The organism is Paraglaciecola algarum (assembly GCF_021532655.1).
Lineage (GTDB): Bacteria > Pseudomonadota > Gammaproteobacteria > Enterobacterales > Alteromonadaceae > Paraglaciecola > Paraglaciecola algarum.
The window spans coordinates 473947-497255 of sequence record NZ_JAKGAS010000001.1 but is presented as its reverse complement, the minus strand read 5'-3'; the positions used below and the strand labels follow the sequence as shown (position 1 = coordinate 497255).

The window sequence follows — 23309 nt, the reverse complement described above, 5'->3', positions numbered from 1 at the left end:
TTTAAAAAACATAACTAATCCTTTAAAAAGTTGCTTCAGCAAACATTTCTAAAGTTTTACCATGTGGTGTGGGCTCTCTAGTGTCTGGATCTAACTTTACAAAAACTATGTCATCAGCCAAACAAATAGTCTTTTTAGTGACTTTATTTCTGACTAAACATGTGACTGTAATTGAGGTACGGCCAACACTTTTTGTGACTAAGCCAAACTCTACAATATCGCCCTGCATGGCGGGAGATTCAAACGTAACAGCACCAATATGTTTAGTCACTAGGACGTTGGTGTCTAATTTACAAATAGCGTAAATGGCAGACTCTTCATCTATCCATTGCAACACCCTGCCGCCAAATAATGAACCTGCATAATTTAGGTCATATGGCATAACTAACCGCCTAGATAAAAAGCGCATTCGTATTCCTTGTAAACTTTGCTTAAAATAGCCAAATTGGATTATACCCTGTTAATAAGTGAATTGAGTCAACTTGCATAGTCAATTACAGAACTGGTTACAAAAACGCGCTTCGATAAACTCTCATCGACAATTATTAGTCATTAGTGGCGACCAAACTTGGGCTAGAACAAACACTCTTGCTATTTTACAAAGCTTAAATTCTGAAGATATTTTATGGATAGGCCAATCAACTAATGATTACCCACAAATCCCTATTAAAGAATACAAATCTAAACTCGGCCACGAATATTCAAATGTAGTATTAGATTGTTTTGATGGTTTCAGGGCTAACGCGGCCATTGCTTTAAGTGGAACGGTTAAGTCTGGGGGATTGATGATAATGCTCTGCCCTAATTTAACACATTGGCCTAACTACCCAGATCCCGAAATTACTAACCGCTTATCCTTTGGCATCGATCCAACAAACTTAACTAGCTTTTTTTTACAGTATTTAGGCAATGCCTTTATCGAAGACGAAAACCTTTGTTTACTTACAAAAGACAAATTTATTCACTGCATCAAAAATGTTTCTGATGAACAAATACAAAAACATTTTGTTCAACAACAAAAAGCGGTAGTAGCCATACAAAAAGTTACTCTAGGACACAGAAATAGACCTTTAATAATAACCGCTGATAGAGGCCGAGGAAAATCATCTGCACTGGGAATAGCAGCGGCTGAGCTTATGCAACAGGGTACAAGACAAATAATCATTTCTGCACCTCACATAGACACAGTGAGTCAGGTGTTTAAACACATAAAACGCCTGTTACCTACATGCATAAAAATTAAAAACCAGCTTAAATATCAAGATAGTTGTATTAAATTTGTACCAATAGATATATTGATTATCGATGAGCCGCCAGCTGACGTTATTTTTATTGATGAAGCTGCAGCCATTCCGGTCAAGAACTTAACTGAGATCACTCAGCGTTTTTCTAGAATTGTATTTAGCACCACAATCCACGGGTATGAAGGTAGTGGTCGAGGCTTTGATTTACGCTTTAAGAAGATACTTACACAAATAAAACCTGCATACTCTGAACTACTTTTGTCAGAGCCAATCCGTTGGTACCAAGACGACCCTTTGGAACAATTTTGGTTTAATGCATTACTATATAAGATCCAAGATAATGAATTAAAACTAAGCAACTCATTGATTCAGCATGCTGATATAAATTGCAAACGAATATCTAAACAGCAGCTTATTAGCTCTACTGAAACGTTAGCGCATATTTTTTCGCTGTTATTAAATGCTCATTATCAGACCAGCCCCGACGACTTACAAAGAATATTAGACTGCCCAGAGGTAGAATGTTTTGTGATCGAACAAAATGGTGAGATTTTAGGCACAGCACAAATTATTATAGAAGGTGGAGAATCGTTAGAGCTCCTAGGGGCAGATATTTCTTCTTGTAAGCGCAGAGTAAAAGGCCACCTTGTTGCTCAAAACATTTCTTCAAGTTACAACATCCCCTCCTTTGCAGCGTCAAAACAGTGGCGTATAACCCGTATAGCGATAAACCCAAGGTTTCAAAGTGAAGGATTGGGCAGCCAATTAATTGAATTTATCAAACAACAAGCAAAAAAACAGCATGTTGATTTTGTATCGACTGCATTTGGCTTAAACATGCCACTGTTAAATTTTTGGCAAAAATCTGGATTTAGCTCGTTGAAATTAAGTAGTAAAATAGAGGTGTCGAGCGGTGAACATAACTGCATTTATGCCCTCCCCTTAAATCACAATGCAAATGAATTACAAAAGGCTATCCAAAACCAATTTTGTGAAGATTTACTGTTTCAAATGGATAAAAATTTACAGGCACTCGATCCTTTAGTTTTAATTCAACTATTAGGGTCAATCAGCACCCAAAAGGATATGCAGACAGTAGATAAAAACATAAACCCATCAAACCTTGAAATCATTCACCAATTTTGTTTCGGCAATCGCCCCTTATCAAGCTGCATGCGAAACATTAAAGATTTGCTAATCAACAACTTGAAAAAGGTGCAATCTTTACCTGAGCAAACTCAGTCTTTTCTAACAGAGCTCATTCTACAAAATCGCGATTACCAATACTTAGCCAAGCAGTCTAACCTGTCAGGGAAAAAACAAATCGAACAAAAACTTAAAACTGACTTAAAACTATTACTCGAATATTTTTAGTATCGGCAATAAACTCGAATAATCGTCTGTCCAGTCAACCAAATCAGTATCAAATAAATCAGGGTTAAGCTTGGCGTATTGCATTGTACTATCTTCTAAAATCGACGCCTTATTAGTCAATACAACCCATTCAGTATCATGCTCCGTTAGCCCGCCTGAGGTAGAAAAAAACAAAACATCCATCGATAAATGTTTGGCATGACTTAGGATCACTGGTAATAAGGATAAATGCCGGTTAGATATATGCAGAATAATCGAGCCGTCCACTGCGATATGTTGGTTATATAACTGAAATGCCTCCCGAGTTAATAAGTGAGTGGGGATAACATCCCCTGAAAACGCATCAACAACCAAGGCATCAAACTGATTTAATGTATGTGCATCAGCTTCTTGTTGCAAACTTATTCTAGCGTCTCCCACTTTTATTTGGACATTCGCTTTGGACTGACTAAGAAAACTAAAGTACTTATCAGCAAAATCAATAACAGCTGGATTAAGTTCGTAAAATGTATACTCATCTTGTTCTCTACCATAACCCGCCAATGCTCCTACACCTAATCCTATAATCCCCACGTTTATTGGTGTTTGCTGAGACAAATGACTCAATACACGTTCAACTCCGGTATTAGGTCGATAATAACTTAAAGGTAAACTGTTATTGCTGGGATCAAGGGACTGGGCTCCGTGTGCTGTTGACCCATCTACCAAACGCCTTTCATTCACCTGCCCTTGTTTAATATCTTTTACACTTAAAATGCCATAAAAGTTGCGTGTTTTATCAAGGTCAAACTGCTGATACATAGTATTCATACTGAAAAATACAATTAACCAAATGAGGGCCAAAAACCCACAACACCCGGCAACTAGGCTTGTTTGCGATATCCCTTTACTACTGGTCTGTGCACTAACCGTTTTTCGGGTTTCTATTTTCATCAAAACTGACGCCCCTACCAGTATGAATATACTAAGGATGGCAATTGGGAACTCTAAGAATTCGTCAAAAATCTGTGGCGCAATAAAAGACACCAAAAAACTACCAAAGACCCCACCTAAAGAAATAAGTAAGTAAAACAAAGTAGCGTCTTTAGTATTGGGTTTTAATTGACTTAATTCACCGTGACATACCATGCTAGCAGTAAACAAGATGAATAAATAAATGAGTATTTGAGTGGCGATATCAAATTGGCCACCAATAAAATAAACGAACAAACCAATAAATGCAGCGAAGCCATATACAATTAACCAGACATTTCTTTTATAAAATTTATTACTACTAAAGGCCAAAACATAAGTTAATAAATAAATGGCTAATGGAACTAACCACAAAAATGGTACTGGCGGTATATTTTGCGACATAGCGCTCGTTGTAGAAACTAAAAATATTACGCCTAATCCAGAAAACAACAGCCACAATACTTTTACTGAAAAACCGGTATTAACTGCTGCCTCAGGACATTCTTTAATAATCTGATTTTTTATCTCTTTGTTTATTAATGTAAAACCAATATAAATAATTAAAAATACAAAAATACAAAAACCTATTGACCAAAGAACAGTTTGTAAGCGAAGGGAAATAAAAGGTTCTATAAAACTTGGGTACAAGATCAAAGCTAAAAACGACCCCAAATTAGAAATTGCATATAATAAATAAGGATTTGCTGTATTTTTAGTAAAAGTAAACCAGGATTGTAACAATGGACTGCTTGCCGACAATACAGCAAAAGGCAAACCGACCCCCACTACCAATAAAGATAGAATTTTTAACTCAGGCCTAGCATCCAACAAATTTAGAGATGTTAAATCAAAAGGCAAAACAGCAAGACTGAAAATACACAGCACTAAATGGACCAACGCTTGCCACTTTATTTTTATTAACTTTGCTAACAAGTAAGCATAGAAATAGCCCACTAATAAAAATAACTGGAAAAAAAACAAACAAGTAGTCCACACTCCCGCTCCCCCGCCAAACAGGGGTAATATAGTTTTTGAAACTATTGGCTGTATTTGAAATATCAAAAAGGCACTGACAAACACTGTTAAAAAGAATTGCATTAAGGTTTTACTTCATTGTTAATTAACGAAAGAGTTTTAATATGAGGGTTAAATTAATTTGATGGTAACCATAATAAAAAAAGCTCCCAGTGGGAGCTTTTTAGTTTAACTTTATATATTAAAGTGTAACGCCATTGTTTTTGGCTTTTTCTTTAATAAAAGATTCCCAACTTCTGGCGTTACGCCTAGTTGATTTATCTTTCTTAGCTTCTTGAATATGTTCATAAGCTTGTTTGTAACGACCTTGATAAAAGTTAGCTTCCATCATAACCATATGGATCCTTCCTTTATTATCAGCGCCTTCATCAAGTGCTTTTTGCAAAGCTTTAAGCGCTTCATTTGGACGCTCAGCTATATACAACATATTACCTTGCTTAAAATACAACCCAGGATCAGAAGCCAAATCAGCTGCTTGCCCATAATAGTCAGCAGATTCTTTGAACTCTTTAGCTTGCTGATATGATGAAGCAATAGCTGTCAGTATTCTTTCATCTTTCTTAACAAACCCAGACTTTACATGCTTTTCAAGAACTGTTGCCGCTTTAATCGGAACATCATTCATAGTGTAAAGCTGGCTGAGGGCTTTAATTTCAGCAGGTTTAGTAATAAAACCTTGGTTGTAAGCTAATTCAAACGTAGACAAGGCTTTTTGATGGTTTTCAACTAACATGTAAAACATGCCTAACTGTGTCCACAAATTTTTGTCGTCTGGAAAAATCCTAACTGCTTCCTCTTGAACAGCAATGGTTTCTTTATACATCTTACGATTGTAATAAGAAGTCATTTTTAAGGCGTACGCAGTCTTATTAGGTTTTTCGGCAGAAGCAATTGCCTTGTTGATTGGATCAATAATCTCGGCATATTGTTGCGTTTGATAATATGCATTAGCCATTCTGAAATAAACATCATAACTTTCTTTACACGTTACCGTTAACCACTCTTTATACCACTTAAGTGCTTCTTTATATTCACCTTCTTGAAGGTTTAAATCGGCAATTAACTTGATACCAACAACTTGCTCTGAATCATTTAACTGTTTTGAATTAACCGCTTTTTCAAAATACTCAAGTGACTCTTTTCCTTTACCAGAACCCGCAAGCAATTTACCAATAAAGTTATCAGTAAATGCTCGGTCAAATGGCTCGTCAGTGTCAATTTCCTTCAGTATCCTAAGTGCTTCTTCAGAACGAGCATCTTCAGTCAAAGTTTCATTGTTATAAGCATCTAAAGCGGCCCCTACCTTTTTACCTGTTTTTTGGCCTGGTATATTGGTTTTACCACGAACATAACCAGGACAAGCAATAGGCGCATTGGGCGCGGCTTTTTTAGATTGAGCTTGTGCAGAAGCTTGACTTGGGACTGTAAACGCTACAGTAAAGGCTGAAACCGCACATAAATGTTTAATATATTTATTCATCATGATTGATCCAACTTAAAGTCTAGTTGTACTGTAAGACCAAACTGTTTCATTGGTTTACCGTCTTCGATTTTTGGCTTGTATTTCCACTTACTTAACGCACGTCTTGCCTCTCGGTCGAACACACGCTTAGGATCAGCTTCAATTACCTCAACATCTTCAACGCCACCTACTTCATTGATAGTAAAAGACAGTTTTACCCATCCCTCTTTACCATCACGTGCAGCTTGGACTGGATATTTAGGTTCGATACGTACGATAGGTGTCGCTTCACCATCACGCATCGCACCTACACTACCTATATCTATTGACGCACCACCTACAGAGACTGTTGGCATATTGAAACTTAAACCATCAGTATTTGCATCAGCTACATCCGGCTCAACAGGTTGAACCTTAGGAGGCTGCTTGGGCGGCGGTGGCGGCGGTGGTGGTACACGTTGACGAACTTGAGTAGCATCGTCTGGAGTATTCATCACAATATCAATCACAGGAGTTGGAGCCACTTTTTCAGCTGGTCTACCTGAGTTTTCAATTAGCTTAGCCATAATGACAAACAAGCCAAACGCAATTACAGCACCTAGTAATATAGAAACAATTAATCGACCCATATTAACTACCTGCCGTTGCAATTGAGATACGATCTATACCCGCTGCTTTAATTTGATCCATCACTTCAACAACGATACCGTGTTCGGCTTCTTTGTCAGCTTGAATAATTATAACATCAGACGGTTGCTCTGCCATCAAGCGCTCAAGGTTAGCTCGAACACTATCAACATCTATTACCCTTTTATCCATCCAAACATCTCCATCTTCTGTAACAGCGATGAAAATATTGGCATTTTTGGGCATAACAGCCAACGTACCATTAGGTTTATTTACATTAACGCCCGCTTCCTTTACAAAAACAGTCGTTACGATGAAGAAGATAAGCATGATAAACACTATGTCTAGCATAGGTGTCATATCAATTTCTGCATCTTCCTCTACTCTAACTTTTCGACCCATAAGATCCTCTCTTTAATGATGGGGCAGACTATCTATGAGCTTTTCTCTAGCCATCTTAACTTTAGATTCCAAACGAGAACTAAAGAAAACACCAGATAAAGCAGCAACCATTCCAGCCATAGTGGGGATAGTTGCCATAGAAATGCCTGCGGCCATTAGACGAGGGTTACTTGTACCCTGAGTCGCCATAGTCTCGAACACACCGATCATACCGGTAACTGTGCCTAAAAGACCAATTAGAGGACACATAGCAACAAGAGTTTTAATTAATAACATTCTTGCACTAAGGCCATCTGAAGCTTGCGAAATCCATGTGTCACGGATTCTATGCGCATACCATGAAGTAGTATCACTACGAGCATCCCAATTTGAGATAATTTCATCTCTCAACTTTGGGAAAACCGAAGCTAAATACCAATAACGCTCAATCATGCAAACCCACATAAGGAAGAGCGCTAAGGCGACAACGTATAATACGTCGCCACCGGCAGCGATAAAGTCCCTGACAGACTCCCATAGTTCTATCAGGTATAACATCTTAAGCTTTCTCCGACTCTGCGTGAGTAGCTACAATGCCTGCAGTTTGCTCATCAAGAATGTGCACAATAGACTTACTACGACCAGACACAATACTATGCGTCAATAATAATGGTAGCGCAGCAATAATACCTTGAGCCGTTGTTACCAAGGCCATTGAGATACTACCCGCCATTAATTTAGGGTCACCTGTACCGAACAAAGTAATTTGTTGGAAAGTCAAAATCATACCTAATACCGTACCTAGTAGACCTAGTAACGGAGCGATTGCTGCGAATATCTTGATAATGTTAATACCACTATCGATTCTCGGTAACTCACGCAAAATTGCTTCATCAAGTTTCAGTTCTAAAGTTTCAACATCAGCTGATTTGTTTTCTTTATAAACGTTAAGAATACGTCCTAGTGGGTTAGCACTTGAAGGATTATCGATATTTTTAACTTGTGAACTGATTTTGCCACTTACAATGGTCAAAGTAATGATTTTATACAAACCAATTAATAAACCTATGCCCAACATTACAGTTATCACATAACCAACAATACCACCGGCATGATAACGCTCAGACATAGTTGCTTTTTCTTTCAACAATCCAAGAATAGCACCACTTGACGGGTCAGCATAAAATGCAACTAACCCAGACGTAGCTCCATGCATCGCTTGAGCTGAAGACAACAAGTGACTATCTGGTTGGCGGCCTAAAGGCTGAACCATTTCATTTTGATCGTCATATACCAAATAACCTTGCTCACCAACTAAGTTGAACGTACCAACACGTACTACTTCTTGCTGTTGTGAACCGCCGTCTAAATTAACCACCTCAGTAGTGAAGCGAGCAACTTGACCTGATTCAGTCATTTCAGTTTGTAAAGCAAACCACAAGTCTTCAAGTTCTTTGATGTTTGGAAGGCCTTTCGCTTCTTCAGACATACGCTTTAAGAAAGCGCCTCGTCCTGGATACTGAGCACTTACAATTGAAGTAGAGATTTGACCATAAGCTTCAGCAGATGCTTGACGAACAACACCAAACATTTCACCTAACGTACCGGTTGCTTGAGTTAATTCAACTTCTTTCTCAGCTAGGGTTACTTCATTATCTGCGAATTGCTTCTGTAGCCTGTCACCACGCGCTTTTTCAGCTTTCAGAGCAGCTTGCGCTTTACGTAACAAAGCTTGTTTGTCAGCACGAGCTGATTGAAACTCTGCTTCACGTTGTTGGTTAATACGTGCTTCTGAAACACGGTTTTTCTTCACTTCATTAAGTAGATCTTCTAATGAATTTGCAGCTTGAGCAGACGATGCAACTAAAGCAATAGATGCAGCTGCGAATATAGATTTAAATACAGTTTTCATCAATATTACTCCGCAGCTGTAATTGGTAATTTAAGAAGATTTGGCGTAAGTGTTCCACTTGCCATACGTACAGCAATAATAACTGAACTTAAGTACTCATCACCTAGTGGAGCCCAAGTTCTCGCCTCATTATCCCAAGCCCAAGCATTCTTTTGGTCTAGAGATAAGGCTAATAACGCAGTACGACCTAAGTTGAAGAAATCAACAGTTACTTCAGTACCTTGATAATCTAACTTACCTTGATACGATCTAATAGAACGACCATATTGGTTTTCTACTTGATAGGCTTCAATAACCTGACGGAATTGTTCAGAAGTAGTAACATTTGAGTTACCCATCACATCTCTAAGACGTTCTACACGCTCTTTACGTTCTTCAAGGTTGATAGGAATATCAAGATCGATAAACTTCTCTAAACTATCAATCATTCTGAACATCAAAGGAACAATACCGCGCTTAACGCCTTCAATTCCATCTATTTGACGTTGAAGTGAATCAATACCACGTTGTTGATCTGCAACTAAGGTTGCTACGTAATCGTTATACACTTTCAATGTTTCTGTTTCGTCGACAACACCACGGTACTCAACAAACAACTCTTGAGACTGCTCATAAAGTTTGTTTATCTTTTCTTGGGATTTCGCTGCAGCCGTGTGAATTTTAGCTTCTTCTTTATGAAGCTCATTTAACGGATCTGCAGAGACAACGGTGCTGCTACCAAGCGCTACGGCACTAAGGACGGCAGAAGCAATAAGGTTTCTCTTGCTCATTTTGGACATAATTCCCAACCAATTTTTTATTATGAATCCTCGCACTACTGATTAATAAGTATGCAAGGGACTTTAAACTCTGTTTTGTTTAAGGAGCTTAGTAATAAAATTTAACACTAAGACTGAAGAATATTCACATGGATTAACGTAAATTGTCAAGGTAGAACTAGTCTTCAAAGTTAAGAATTAGTTAATTTATTTGTTGCTTTTTAAGAAAGATATAAAGTTTATTCAAATTTGATTTGTTTATGAACAAACAGCAAACAAGTCTTTATCTTCAAACAATTAATTGTGGCACAAATAACAGGAGATTTATTCTGAAAATAACAAAAAAGCCTCCAAAAGGAGGCTTTTAATTTACTTAATTATTACAACTTAGTAGTCAAAAGATAAACTTAATTGAACATACCTAGGAGTCTGCCAGCTACTAGCAAGTCCAAATGTCGGATCTTGATCGCCTAAGCTAGTTTCAACGTCTTCTTCGTAATAGCGAACACTAGCACCTTCAAGAACGTTAAAAATATCTGCTCTCAATTGAACATCCATTCCTGCAACTTCCATATTGTACGCTGCACCAAGATCTAATGTATTAGACCAATCTGTTGAGCCAAACGAACCACGTGGCATAAAGGTAAATTCAGCGTCTGTCCCTTGGTCACAGTTTGCACTACATACATAATATGATTGTCCATAGTCTAATTGACCTTGGCCAGGATAACCTATACCAAATGCATTTCGAGGACGACCTGATTCAATTCTTAAACTAGCACTTAGTGATAAGTTTTCTGTAACTGAATAAGCACCAAATACTTTGACCATATGGCGTCTATCGTTGGCTAAGTTGCCATATGCGCCGTCAGTCAATTCGACAAAGTCGAAGTCCGTTGTGATACCAGCGTCGTCTTGTCCATTGTCAGACTTAACAAGACCTTCAGTATTACCGTAAGAATGTGACCAAGTATAAGAAGCAGACATCATCCAAACGTCATCCCAACTTCTGTCTAAAGTTAAAACAACAGAGTTATAGAAACGTTGTGCTTCTGGGTATCCCAAATCAGCACCAGGAATAGTAATAACACCATTTCCAACACCATCACAATCAGTATCAATATTAACTGTCATGTCTGCACCAGGGTTACCTAACACATAGTTATGGTCGATATGGTCACATCCGTACTTTTCTTGTGTGTAATGGTCAATCAACATATCATCAATCGCACCAGCCAACTCTCTACGAATAGCTCTAACACCCCAAGTCCAGTTATCGTTAAATACTGCCTGATAACCAACCATGAACTCATCTTGATACATAGGATCTAAATCTTGATCTACTATTACAGTAGTATCGGGAACAACACCGGCTGCATTAATTGTTTGACCGAAGTTTTGACCAAGAATTGGGTAGTAATAACTGCTCCCTTTATAGTCCAGTTGCTCCATCCCCTCTAACACATAGTAATTACGAACATCACTTTCATTTCCAGATAAACGTACGTTTGTGTTGTTTGCAACAGGTAAGAAGTAACGACCTATATTAGCAAAGATCTTAGATTCTCCATCACCATTAATGTCATAACTAAAACCAATGCGCGGTGCAATCATATTATCAATTTTAACGAACGTTTTGCCTTCAGAGTTTCTGTTGTCAAATGTTTCATTACGTAAACCTAGTTGTAAGGTTAATTTGTCGTTAACTGTCCAAACATCTTCAATATATATCGCTGACGCTTCTGTTTCAAATTCACCGCCAACTGTTCTAACACGATCTCGAGTCCATTCAGTTACCCCCTCAGGAACGGTTACACCAGGAGCCAAAGATGTACCAGGAGCGCCATCATAAAGAAGCCAATATGCACCGTCACCCGTACCAGAATACTTTTCTTGACCGAACGATGTATTAGTTTCTGAATCAAAACCAGCTCTAATGACATGGTCACCCCAAACGTATTCAATATCAACACGCATAGCTTCACGAGTATCTTCGCCAACTTCAACTAAATAGTCGTTCAAAGACCCACAACCGATGTCATATCCTAAGCTATTTTCGTCGCGCAAATCTAATACCATATTACAATCGGCTTGGTTATCTGCCAAACTTATAATATCGTATTTGTTTTCACCGTAAAGGGCAGAAACAGTTAGATCATCAGTAATATAGCCAGTATATTTTAACGAGAAGTTATCACCACCAGAACTGGTAGTTGCCGTTGAGATTAAATTACCTTTTGTATTCGTAGCATTATTATACGAATAGTTTTTATCAACTACATCATTAGAATCAGAAAACGTTAAATATTCAAGCAGGTGATCATCATTAATGTGCCAATCGATTTTAGCGCCCCAAAACGAATCTTCTTGTGTACGGTCTCTGAAACCATCACCACGACTTACAACATCTTCACCTTTGTATGATTTAGGGTTGTAAATAGCGTAGAAAAACAAAGTGTCTTCTAAAATAGCACCCGATGCATAGATATTCCCATCTATGTTATCTCTCTTGTCTTGATTATTGATAACAAACGGGTCGCCAGTCGCTTCAAGAGAGTCAGGCGAATCTTTTCTTAATGAGTCTGGCGAATAATACAAGTTACCACCAAATTTAAATTCGTTTGAACCACTTTTGGTAACAGCATTAATTACACCACCAGTTGAACGGCCAAATTCTGCAGAATAACCACCTGTTTTAACTTGAAACTCTTTATAAAACTCAAATGGTACACTTGAAAAACCAACACCATTACGGAAGTTAGTTACGTTTAAACCGTTAATATACATAGCATTTTCAGCAATTGAAGCGCCACCAAATGATGCAAAGTTACCGTTAGAGCCTTCAGGACCAAATCTAGAGTCACCTTGAGTTGTGCCTGGTGCTAATAGTGCAACTGAGGTCACACTTCTAGGAACAGGAATCCGATCTAATTCGACTTCACCAATATTTAATGAAGACTCAGAAGACGTGACATCCATAACCACTAAATTAGACCCAGTTACTTCAATACGCTCCATGCCAGAAGTAACCATTGGAATGTCAGCATTATTAGAACCGATGCGAATAGAAATATTACTCACCGAGCTTGTTTCATATCCATCACCAGTAACAGTAACTTGATATTGTCCAACTGGTAACTTGCTGAAACGGTAACTACCGCTAGCATCAGATGTGATTGTACGAGTAAAGCCAGTGTTTTTATCAACAATAGTAATAGTAGCATTTGCTACAGGCGTAGTATTACCAACTAATACCTGACCAGATAATGCACCGTCGTTGTTACCAGCAATAGCTGGCATAGCAAGACCTAGAGAAGCAGCAATAGCAATCGCCGCAACGCTCTTTTTAAATGTAAACATGTATGTCTCCCTGGACCACAATAATGTGTATTTATTAATCGTTTGAACGATTTTTAATGTATGAGGTAGTGAACCTCCGACCAGATAATATACGTAACAAGACCATTAGGTCAACCAGTTGAGATACTTTGGTTAAATATTTAAACGAAAAAATTATGAGATATAACAAATAGAAGGTAAGTAGCTTTGAATTTCAATTAAATAATTTGTTTGTTTTAAATAAAGAAATAACCTTTAATGTGGTTTAATAATTAATTTAAACAAGTCACTTTACACACTAAATATTTTTAGGAGAAACATCATGAAGTTAGATGACGATATTCATAACTATTATGAACATTTAGTCTTGGAGCGTATCGAAAGCTTAGGTTTAAACAAAACTAAAAGCGAAGATTATTTAGCTGACTTATGTTGTTTGGCTCTAAACCAAATACCACCTAGATACATAAGGTTTGAAGTGGATATGTCATTTTACTTACCCGCCAGTGAGCGTCAACAAATGCAAATGAACGCTATAAATGCGGTAAACCAAGGAATAAGTTTTCTAGAAAATAATTCAAAAGAAGAAAAATCGAAAACGGATTAAAATAGTATTGGTGGTGTCCCTCCAGCCGCACCTCGGCACATGAGTCTTTTGCTGCGGCTGCTCCCTTCCAGGCCTGACCGGGTTCACAAAGTATCATTGCGAGGGGACCGAAAGGCCACCATAGAAAATCTCCATAAATCCTCATTACGAGTCTTTTTGAAGCGCCGGCATTATGAATAAACCAGCGAATTTATGCAACTGAATTTAAAAATTAATTAGGTCATTTTTGTTTTTGAACCAAATGAAGTATTTTCATTCTATTCATATCAATTAAACAATGTTTAAAATTTAAACGATAAATAATTATCAATAATGAAAAGCCAGCACAACATAAACTGTTTATCTTGTTCACTAACAAGTAAGAAATATAACGCCTAGCAACACTATAGTGACAAAAAAGTGACAAAAAATCTTTTCTTTAGGATAAAACCACTAAAATTATTGTAATAAGTAACAAAAATCAGCATGCTTAGCCTATTAATAAATTTTAGTTTTTAGTAACAGCTTATGAAGCTCGACAAATTTGATCGTGAAATATTACGAGTAATGCAAAAAGATGCCACTGTCTCTATGGCTGAACTCAGTCAAAAAATAGGACTTTCCCATACCCCATGCTGGCGCAGAGTAAAACGCCTAGAAGCAGAAAAAGTAATTTTACAAAAAGTCACCCTACTCGATAATAAAAAACTGAACTTAGGTGTATCCGTTTTTATTTATGTTTCATTAAAAAACCATGATGGTGAATCATTGAACGACTTTGAAAAGGCCGTACAAAACATAGATGAAATTGTTGAGTGCCATACAACAAGTGGCGACAAAGATTATTTACTCAAAGTCATCGTAGAAAGCATAGAAGAATATGAATTTATTCTAAAAACAAAATTAACCAACTTACCCTTAGTTGATCACTTAAGCTCAACTTTTGCATTAAAACAGGTGAAAAACACCACTGAATTACCGATTAAAAACATTTAGCTGATAATACTTGGCATAATCAAATTATCTATTGAGTTAGCTTACGGTGATTTTTTATTAATTCCATAATCCCTGAGTTTATTGGCAATAGCAGTATGACTAAGGCCTAACTTTTTAGCTAATTGTCTAGAACTTGGGTAAATCGGGTATAAACGCATCAAGATATCTTTTTCAAAACGTTTAACTTCTTCATCTAAACTTCCCTCAAACTCATCAGCAATAACACTATTGGTTTGTACTGATGTGGGTAATTTGAAATCAACTTTGGTTAACTCATCGCCTTCCAATAAAGTTAATGCTTTATATAAAGCATGCTTACACTGCTTTACGTTTCCTGGCCAGGGATAAGTCTGTAGGTATTCAATACAACTTTTCGTCATCTGTGGTGGTTTACGACCCAATTGAAAACAATATTGCTGGATAAACTTATCCATTAACGGTGGAATATCTGCCTTTCGTTCTCTTAATGGTGGGAGTACTAAACTTAATTCAGATAGATAATAAAAAAGGTCCTGTCTAAACAAACCTTGTTCCATCAATAATCCTAAGTCTTTTTGTGTGGTGGCCAGTATTCGTATGTTAAAGCTCTGCTCACTTGTAATAATCCTCAAGAGTTTAGCTTGCGTCCTTATTGGCAACTCCCCTACTTCTTCAAGCAATATGGTGCCATTTCTCGCCCCTTGTAAAAGTCCCGTATTGTCAGACACATTGGACGAGCCGAATAATGCCGTTTGTGCTTGTTCCTCACTTAATCCAATACAGTTCAGTGATAAATACACTTTGCCCTGTCGTCTACTGGCTTTCTGGCAAGCATTGGCTATTGCTCTTTTACCACTGCCCGTTTCGCCAAATATTAATATTGGATTATCCAATTCAGCCATACGTTTAGCGTCCTTGACTAGCTGTTTCATAGCTTTACTATTAGTTTGTATAGACACAAAACTGTCAGCAATAGTTTGCTGAAACACAGACAACTGTTGACCTAATCGAAATTCTGATTTGAGTAAAAATACCGCACCTGCAAAAACATCTGTTCCGTCTGAGTTGGGTACCTTAACTGGTAACATATCTAATAAATAATCTTGCTCTAAAAATCGAACACGTTGCGCATTGGATTCAGAAGGTTTTGTTTCTAACCATTTGAGAATATTAAAACCTTTTAGTACTTCAGTTATGTCTGAGCCAATTAAATCTTCTTTAACTACGGATAAGTTAGATAGCACTTGGTCATTGACCAAAATTATTTTACCTTTTGCATCCACTGAGAAAACCGGTTCAGGTAGCGTTTTTAATAAAGCCTGCAACTGATACTGCTCTCTTTCAGTAGGCATAAATGGCGTGGTTTTAACGTCTTCAATGCCATTCAGTAAACGCAGTTTAGGCATTAAATGTTGGAACTCTTCGAACTCTATATTTGGAAAGTTTAAAAATATTTTTCCTGCTTCATCGATTTCAATACCCCTTAAATCAATTTCATACTCGAGCAAGATGTCTAACACATCTTGGGTAATACCCAATCTATCTTTACAACTGACTTCCAATCTCATTAGTTAACCTTGTCCCCGAATCTGTAAAGATTTTATTACAGTTGAAACCATGAAAACAAGGCTTATACCAGTCCATTTTGATATGTAGTCACTCAGAATGCATCCAGCGGATTTTGATTAAAGCGTCGCTGTGCGGTAATGATTGTTTCCTTTCAAATAGCGAGAACCAGCTCTTTTTAAAAAAATAGGCGCAAAACCCGCTGGGGAACTCCTTTCAGGCGAGTTTTAAAAGAGCTTAACTGCGTTCCATGACTTTGAAAGAACACCACTATTCCTTCAGTCATGCGCCTTGTTTAAGCTCTTTTAAACTCTCGCTGTTTGAATAATTATTTACTGTAATTAATGGTATGGACCCTCTCCACCCACAACGGCATCGTAATGTGCCAAGATAGAATTGTAATTAACTATCAAAGTAAGAGAGGGTCACATGAGTAAAATAACAATTGGATTAGATACTGCCAAGTCTGTTTTTCATTTAGTATTCATGAATGATAAAGGGCGCGTGTTAAAAAAGAAAAAATTAAAGCGTGCCCAAGTGGTGGAACACCTATCTAAATTGCCACCTGCGACAGTTGTTATGGAATCCTGTGGTGCCACGCATTATTGCCGACGAGCTATTTCGGCTTTTGGGCATACATGTAAAGCGATAGCACCGCAATATGTGGTGATGTATAGAAAAGGTAATAAACATGACTACAACGATACACAAGCGATAGCAGAAGCCGCTCAACGAGAAGAAATGCGCTTTGTGTCTTTGAAGTCGCAAAGCCAATAAGACATTCAAATGATACACCGAGTGAAAGAAAGATTAATCGGTCAGCGAACAGCAGTGAGCAATCAAATTCGCGGCTTGTTGGCTGAATACGGGATAATCATCCCAAAAGGTATCAGTAAGGCGGTGAGTGAACTTCCCGAAATAGTAGACAATGAAAATAATGGGTTAAGTGCCATGGCTCGTAGTCAATTTCGTTTATTACTTGAAGAGTTTAAGGAGCAACAAAGTCGACTTGCCGCCCTAGATAAACAGCTTCAACAAATAAGTCGAAATGAGCCTACGTGCAAACGTTTAATGAGCATGACAGGTATCGGGCCACTCATTGCCAGTGCGTTATATGCAGGCATAGGACAATGACAGGAATTTCGTAGTGGCTGGCATTTAGCTGCATGGTATGGTTTAGTTCCCAAACAACATACAACAGGCGATAACCCGAGATTATTGGGTATTAGCAAACGAGGAAATACCTATTTACGCACCCAGTTCATTAATGGCGCTCGGGCCGCATTGAGACATATTGGTGATAAAGATGACAGTCTGAGTTGTTGGTGTCGGGAATGCTTAACCCGTATGAGCTTCAATAAAGCCTGTGTGGCATTAGCTAATAAAATGGTCAGAATGGCATGGGCCATGTTGCATTATCAACAAGACTACATGCCAGGTAATGTGAATAAAGCAGTCAGTTAAGAAGAGTTTACACAAGAGGAAAACCTATCGACAAATTGCAAAAGACAACAACCTGATGATTAACGGTTCATAACCGTCTTACTCCAGTCAGATAATACCAAGGTCCTTCGAGGCCGCCGGATTGATGAGATAGTAAGATGCGAACAACCATCAAGGCTATAGCGTATTGATACGCTTATAAAAAGCCGAATATATGGCAGCAATGAATCTTGTTAATTAATCAAAGTGGTGTCTTGCAATCGGAGAAGGTCCATATATGGTATTAAGAGAGATTAAGATATTTTATTTTTTAGATCAGTAAATAACTGTTTAGTAATGACGTTTAAACTAGGTTTCGCTACCGAAAGGCATGGCATAGGGCGATTTTCTGCAATAGCTTTTAAACCCACTCTAGTAGTAAGCACACTTGCACCTAGGCCTTGAGCGAGACTGGAAGATAATTTCCCGGTAATCCCTGCCCCTAGGGCATAATTCCCAGCCTCTGACAAAATTTCAGCAGCCCCCGCATAAATCATGTTACTAAAGATATTTTTAATCAGTTGAATACGCCCCCAATATCCTAAATTAACCCCATATATTTGACTGACTTGATTTATCATCCGAATATTACGCCAAAACACTATTAGCATATCCAGCAAAGCAAATGGGCTGGCTGCAATCATAACGCCAGCGGCTGATGCATTTTGGGTGACGGTTTTTATGGCTAACTTGTCGATTGGCACCAAGACTTGTTGTTCGTACAAACACAAAACTTCATTATCCGTATAGTTAGCTTCTAATTTTACATGCCAGTTTGTGACTAATTTTTGATAACGTTGAGGCAAACCTTTTGCCATATTCAAGCAATGTTCTTCAGCTAAACCTATCGCTGTTGAGTTATAAATTTGCTGCGATGCGTCTCTGCTATGCATTTGTTGTTTTAGGCGTTTTAAACCACGAAATTCTTGCCATACAAGCCGAATAATAAATAAGCTAAACCCAATAAAAATAGTTAACCAAATACCTGCCAACCAATCACTTTGTTGCACCATAGTGACAACAAATAAAGCCAACTCCACTGTACTAGCTAACAAGACTACAATCGCCAAAATCAAAAACCACTTTCGATTAGATTTTTTAGGCAAATCTAACTCAGGCTCCGCTAGCTCGATATTCTGACTAATTTCAGGAGTATGCTCAGTATCAGCAGAAGTAAATTCCATATTCTGGATCCTAGGTTTTATATAGGTTTCAGTATCTTCTTCTAGGTTCTGCGATAGAAATTTTGCAGATTTTAATTGTAATTCTTCGTTGTTCTTATCGTCATCTTCTGCTGAATTAATTACTGGCTTAGTCATGACATTTTATCCCCTATTAGAAAGTCCAATAGTTGATCCATTCTTATGTGAGGGAGACTGTGCGCGCCCTGCAATTTGGGTGGCGAAAATTTAGGGTATTCAAAACCTTGTTTGCTCCAAAAATCCCTAGGAGGACAAGAGGTCGGCACTTCTCCTGGATATAAGGTAATTGTTTGACCAAGGTTATCACTTCCTTTTAAAACAGGGATTTCTTCACCATCAATCTGGCTTAAACCCGACTGCGATGCGCGAATAGCGGCAATAGCCGTCGACTCTGTGGTTACGCCATCAAACTGAAGTTGCTTTCTGGCCTGATGTAACATGGAGTCTAATAATTTTACCAAATTAACTTGCTGGTCTGGCGTAATGTGATCCGCCTTACTAGCAGCAAATACCAATTTATCTATTTTAGGTTTAAACAATCTGCTCAATATATTGGATGAGCCGTACTCAAAACTGCCCATTAACCAATCTAGGGCTTTTTGTAGATCATGAAAGCTGTCGTATCCACGGTTTAATGCAGATAAACAATCAACCAAAATTACTTGGCGGTCAAAACGTTTAAAATGATTTTGATAAAAAGGTTTTATAACATCTGTGGTGTAATGGTTAAACCTAGAAGCTAATACATCTGCATAACTCTCCGCAACAGGCTGTTGAATATCTAAATTTTGCTGATTGATGATCGCACTTGGAATAGGAAAAAATTGTAATACTGGTGCATCGGCTAGCTCTCCAGGTAAAATAAATCGACCTGGCTGGAGTAGTTGGTAACCTTGATTTTGACAGGCTACCAAATAGTTTTTGTATAAACTTGCCACATTCTTGAGCACTAATTCATCCGCTTTTTCTGCATAGTCTATGACTGATGCCGCTAACATAAATTCAGCCGCTAAATCCCTACGCTTTGGATCAAGTAACTCCTGAGCACACTGATTATTCCACTGTAAATAATTCATATTTAACAAAGGCAGATCGAGTAACCATTCACCTGGGTAGTCGGTAATATCAAGAGTTAAGGTGGTATCTTCAGTTATATATTGGCTTAAGCCTTTTGCTCTTTTAAACTTTATTTTTAATCGAACTTGAGAAATTCCCCGAGTCGAATCAGGCCATAGTGCATTTTCTAGGCGCAAATTAGCCATAGCATCTTCATATGCAAAACGGTTAAAAGTTAGATCCGGCTGAATGTCTCTTTTTACACCGATCAAGCGAGACTCAGATAAAACTGAAAAAAACGGTAAATGCGCTTGTTCATTGGCTTCAATTAATTGGTTCACTAAGGAGGTTATAAAGGCAGTTTTACCACTACCACTTAGACCAGTCACAGCCAAACTAACATGCTGATCGATTAAACGTTCAGCCGTTTGTTTTATGTGTTGTTTGGTGCGTAAAAATTGCGGATGTTTAAAAAAAGAATTTGGCATAACACCTTTCAACGCCTTTCAATACTATATTTAACAAATGAAATTAGGGTTAAAAATTAACTTAACCCTACGAAAGTTTGTAGACAATTATTTCAGTTATAAACGATTTATTTCTTGATGTAATTGAAACTCTGAAGAAGTGACATAGGTTTCAACATTTCTTAAACGTTTTTCATTTTTTTCGAATTGCTGTTTAATATCTGCAAACGCCTGTTTAGGTGGCTCTCCTGCTTGCCATACTCTAGATTTAACGACTACTTTTTCGTCATCCTCTTCAACCACATTATACCATCCTTTGCCCGCCTGTTTATTGTGATTGCTCTGAGTAGAAGATGCATGAACATTGGCCTGAGCCCCCATATTTCTGGGTTTCTTTTCTAAAATAAACCAAGCAGCAATATAACCAAAAAACATAAATGGCCCGGCTAATAAAAAGAAACCAGAAACCACTAATATTCGCACTAACCAAATTTCAATACCGAAATATTCGGCGATACCCGCACAGACCCCAGCAATTTTTGCTTTAGCGGGGTCTCGGTACAATGTTTTGCGTGTATTCATACCTTATTTCTCCATTGTGGTGCCTCAGCATCCAATATCGATTCTAAGGTATGAATTCGGTCTGCCATTTTATCTGCTCTATTAGCCAAATCTTGCAATGTGGTATATTCATCCTCAGTCAATCCCTGACTCATTTGCTTCTTACTTCGATAATGCAAAATCAACCAAATTGGCGCCACAAAAATCATAAATATAATGATAGGAGCAACGATTATTCCAACTACATCTTCCACAATTTATCTCCTTATTACAGTCTTCAATTAGCTGGCCAGATTATTTTTTAGTTGATTTAGCTTGCATTTTTTTCTTAAGTGCAGCCAATTCATCATCAATTTCGTCATCAGATTCAAGCTCAGCAAATTCATCTGCTAAGGTCTTTTTACCTAAGTCATAAGCATCCACTTGCGATTCAAGATCATCAATCTTACGCTCGTACTGCTCAAATCGGCCCATTGCAGCATCCACTTTACCGCTGTCTAAAGTTCTTTTAACCTCTAGTCGAGAACTAACTGTTTTCTGTCTTAAAATAATGGCCTTTTGACGAGCTTTAGCATCAGCTAATTTATCTTGCAACTGCCCTACTTCGTTCTGCAATTTACTAATTTGGTCATCCACTACTTTAAGTTCTGAATTTAAATTAGCTGAATGTTCATCACATTTTTTCTTCTCTTGTAAAGCAGCTCGCGCCAAATCTTCTCTATCTTTACTAATAGCCAACTCTGCTTTCGCTTTCCAGTCATTAGCTTCGTTTTGCATTTTTGTAATCTGTGAAGAAATATCTTTTTTGGTGGCAATAGTTTTCGCCGATGCAGAGCGCACTTCAACCAGTGTATCCTCCATTTCTTGAATAATTAGCCTAACCATTTTTTCTGGATCTTCAGCCTTATCTAAAATGGCGTTAATGTTTGAGTTCACTATGTCTGTGAAACGAGAGAAGATACCCATAGTTTTTACCTCTTTTATAAAATATTGGTCAAATACGATTACTTAACCTAATTGCTTACTTGGTTTTATTGTATTCAATTACTAGGCCAAAAATTAATTTTTACTAAATGACTGATTTTAAAGAAATATTAATTTACACAAACTAAACTGAGATCTACAATAATTAGTAACTAGACTAGATGTTAGTCGTTTAGACCAATTTTTAAGGATATTGATGAGCCGTTTTCAACAACAAGATAATTTATTAGGCCAGTCTAATAATTTTTTGGAAGTGTTAGAGCAAATTTCTCAAATTGCTCCGCTGAATAAACCTGTTTTGATTATTGGTGAACGAGGCACAGGTAAAGAGCTAGTGGCGGCACGTTTACACTTTCTTTCTAAACGTTGGGAACAAACTTATTTAAAACTCAATTGTGCCGCCTTAAATGAAAGCTTGTTAGAAAGTGAATTATTTGGATATGAAGCAGGTGCTTTTACCGGTGCATCTAAACGCAGAGAAGGTCGATTCGAAACTGCGAATAACGGTACACTGTTTTTAGATGAATTAGCCAACACATCAGGCATGATCCAAGAAAAGCTACTTAGAGTCATTGAATACGGAGAATTTGAGCGAGTGGGAGGCTCTCGTAGTGTAAAAGTTGATGTGCGAATTGTGGCAGCTACCAATGAAGATTTACCTTCATTAGCTGAATCAGGTGAATTTCGCGCCGATTTGTTAGATAGATTAGCTTTTGACGTCATTACTTTACCGCCACTTCGCGAGCGTAAAGAAGACATCATGATGTTAGCCGAACAATTTGCCATTAACATGGCTCGTGAGTTGGAAATGGAGTTATTTAGTGGCTTTACCGAAAAGGCACGTCGAACTCTATTGGAATACCATTGGCCAGGTAACATACGTGAACTTAAAAACGTGATTGAAAGAGCCGTTTATCGCAGTAACAATCCTAATCTCCCTGTGCATCAAATAATTTTGGATCCTTTTGAGTCAATCTATCGTCCTACCGGCCGTATCAAAACTCAAGATAGAATAAGTTCGTTAGATCCCGTGTCTACGGGTGTTACTGCTAATATTGCATCTAGGATAGAGCCAAGTGCGCCTGCGCCAGTTAATGGTGTAGCACCAGTTAATATAGAGGCAATGTCTAAACCTGGAATTGAGTTTCCAGTTGATTTAAAGGAGCTGTCGCAGAACTATGAGGTTAATTTAATTAAGCAAGCCTTAGCAGATAGTCAATTTAATCAAAAAAAGACAGCCGAAAAGCTCGGTTTGACATATCATCAGCTACGGGGGTATTTAAAGAAATACAATCTATTAGAGCAAACCAATGAAAATGTGGATTAGCCGTATACAGTGAAAAA

Annotated in this window: 19 protein-coding genes, 1 other RNA gene and 1 pseudogene; 5 read left to right on the top strand and 16 right to left on the bottom strand. The window is 37.8% G+C overall.

Going from position 1 to position 23309, the window contains the following annotated elements; all coding sequences use genetic code 11:
* Positions 1-22: 22 nt before the first annotated feature.
* Positions 23-409 carry an acyl-CoA thioesterase gene (locus L0668_RS02155; RefSeq protein ID WP_235310409.1) on the bottom strand — a complete coding sequence of 129 codons (387 nt, stop codon included), beginning with the start codon at positions 407-409 and terminating at the stop codon, positions 23-25.
* A gap of 73 nt (positions 410-482) precedes the next feature.
* On the opposite strand from L0668_RS02155, the gene L0668_RS02150 reads away from it, so the two are divergent.
* Positions 483-2618, top strand: coding sequence for a tRNA(Met) cytidine acetyltransferase TmcA (locus L0668_RS02150; protein WP_235310408.1), 2136 nt, complete (start codon positions 483-485; stop codon positions 2616-2618).
* On the opposite strand, the gene L0668_RS02145 is transcribed toward L0668_RS02150, so the two are convergent.
* The 8 genes from L0668_RS02145 to L0668_RS02110 all read right to left on the bottom strand — a co-directional run bounded on the left by L0668_RS02145 (position 2601) and on the right by L0668_RS02110 (position 13107).
* Positions 2601-4670, bottom strand: a complete 2070-nt coding sequence (locus L0668_RS02145) for a spermidine synthase (RefSeq protein WP_235310407.1) — start codon at positions 4668-4670, stop codon at positions 2601-2603. The genes L0668_RS02150 and L0668_RS02145 overlap by 18 nt on opposite strands.
* Before the next feature lie 118 nt (positions 4671-4788).
* On the bottom strand, positions 4789-6087 hold the full coding sequence (locus tag L0668_RS02140; protein ID WP_235310685.1) for a tetratricopeptide repeat protein: 1299 nt from the start codon (positions 6085-6087) through the stop codon (positions 4789-4791).
* Positions 6087-6698 (bottom strand): energy transducer TonB, encoded by a 612-nt coding sequence (locus L0668_RS02135; protein ID WP_235310406.1) that lies wholly within the window; start codon positions 6696-6698, stop codon positions 6087-6089. The genes L0668_RS02140 and L0668_RS02135 overlap by 1 nt, the downstream gene beginning before the upstream one ends.
* Before the next feature lies 1 nt (position 6699).
* Positions 6700-7098: an ExbD/TolR family protein gene (locus tag L0668_RS02130; protein WP_235310405.1), complete on the bottom strand. Its 399-nt coding sequence runs from the start codon at positions 7096-7098 to the stop codon at positions 6700-6702.
* Positions 7099-7110: 12 nt separating this feature from the next.
* Positions 7111-7635 (bottom strand): MotA/TolQ/ExbB proton channel family protein, encoded by a 525-nt coding sequence (locus tag L0668_RS02125; protein ID WP_235310404.1) that lies wholly within the window; start codon positions 7633-7635, stop codon positions 7111-7113.
* A 1-nt stretch (position 7636) separates the two neighbouring features.
* The gene (locus tag L0668_RS02120) at positions 7637-8989 is read right to left on the bottom strand and encodes a MotA/TolQ/ExbB proton channel family protein (protein ID WP_235310403.1); all 1353 of its coding nucleotides are present in this window, start codon (positions 8987-8989) and stop codon (positions 7637-7639) included.
* A gap of 5 nt (positions 8990-8994) precedes the next feature.
* Positions 8995-9759 (bottom strand): DUF3450 domain-containing protein, encoded by a 765-nt coding sequence (locus tag L0668_RS02115; RefSeq protein WP_235310402.1) that lies wholly within the window; start codon positions 9757-9759, stop codon positions 8995-8997.
* A 375-nt stretch (positions 9760-10134) separates the two neighbouring features.
* The gene (locus L0668_RS02110) at positions 10135-13107 is read right to left on the bottom strand and encodes a TonB-dependent receptor (RefSeq protein ID WP_235310401.1); all 2973 of its coding nucleotides are present in this window, start codon (positions 13105-13107) and stop codon (positions 10135-10137) included.
* Positions 13108-13408: 301 nt separating this feature from the next.
* On the opposite strand from L0668_RS02110, the gene L0668_RS02105 reads away from it, so the two are divergent.
* A complete protein-coding gene (locus L0668_RS02105) occupies positions 13409-13693 on the top strand; it encodes a late competence development ComFB family protein (RefSeq protein ID WP_235310400.1) in 285 nt (94 codons plus the stop codon).
* Positions 13694-13709: 16 nt separating this feature from the next.
* Here L0668_RS02105 and ffs read toward each other — a convergent pair.
* Positions 13710-13806: signal recognition particle sRNA small type (gene ffs / locus L0668_RS02100), an RNA gene on the bottom strand.
* Between the two features lie 394 nt (positions 13807-14200).
* Here ffs and L0668_RS02095 point away from each other — a divergent pair.
* The gene (locus tag L0668_RS02095) at positions 14201-14668 is read left to right on the top strand and encodes an Lrp/AsnC family transcriptional regulator (RefSeq protein WP_235310399.1); all 468 of its coding nucleotides are present in this window, start codon (positions 14201-14203) and stop codon (positions 14666-14668) included.
* 41 nt (positions 14669-14709) lie between these two features.
* On the opposite strand, the gene L0668_RS02090 is transcribed toward L0668_RS02095, so the two are convergent.
* Positions 14710-16215 carry a sigma-54-dependent transcriptional regulator gene (locus tag L0668_RS02090; protein ID WP_235310398.1) on the bottom strand — a complete coding sequence of 502 codons (1506 nt, stop codon included), beginning with the start codon at positions 16213-16215 and terminating at the stop codon, positions 14710-14712.
* Between the two features lie 427 nt (positions 16216-16642).
* Between L0668_RS02090 and L0668_RS02085 the strand changes: the two are divergent.
* Positions 16643-17677, top strand: a pseudogene (locus tag L0668_RS02085) (IS110 family RNA-guided transposase).
* Positions 17678-17949: 272 nt separating this feature from the next.
* Here L0668_RS02085 and L0668_RS02080 read toward each other — a convergent pair.
* The 5 genes from L0668_RS02080 to pspA form a co-directional block, all read right to left on the bottom strand.
* Entirely contained in the window at positions 17950-19014 is a 1065-nt protein-coding gene (locus tag L0668_RS02080) for a YcjF family protein (RefSeq protein ID WP_235310397.1), read from the bottom strand.
* Entirely contained in the window at positions 19011-20441 is a 1431-nt protein-coding gene (locus L0668_RS02075) for a YcjX family GTP-binding protein (protein WP_235310396.1), read from the bottom strand. Before L0668_RS02075 ends, L0668_RS02080 begins: the two co-directional genes overlap by 4 nt.
* Before the next feature lie 96 nt (positions 20442-20537).
* Complete coding sequence (pspC, locus tag L0668_RS02070; protein WP_235310395.1) at positions 20538-21002, bottom strand: envelope stress response membrane protein PspC; 465 nt, start codon at positions 21000-21002, stop codon at positions 20538-20540.
* A complete protein-coding gene (gene pspB / locus L0668_RS02065) occupies positions 20999-21235 on the bottom strand; it encodes an envelope stress response membrane protein PspB (RefSeq protein WP_235310394.1) in 237 nt (78 codons plus the stop codon). The genes pspC and pspB overlap by 4 nt, the downstream gene beginning before the upstream one ends.
* A 40-nt stretch (positions 21236-21275) precedes the next feature.
* Positions 21276-21947, bottom strand: a complete 672-nt coding sequence (gene pspA / locus L0668_RS02060; protein ID WP_235310393.1) for a phage shock protein PspA — start codon at positions 21945-21947, stop codon at positions 21276-21278.
* 214 nt (positions 21948-22161) lie between these two features.
* On the opposite strand from pspA, the gene pspF reads away from it, so the two are divergent.
* On the top strand, positions 22162-23292 hold the full coding sequence (gene pspF / locus L0668_RS02055; protein WP_235310392.1) for a phage shock protein operon transcriptional activator: 1131 nt from the start codon (positions 22162-22164) through the stop codon (positions 23290-23292).
* Positions 23293-23309: the final 17 nt, after the last annotated feature.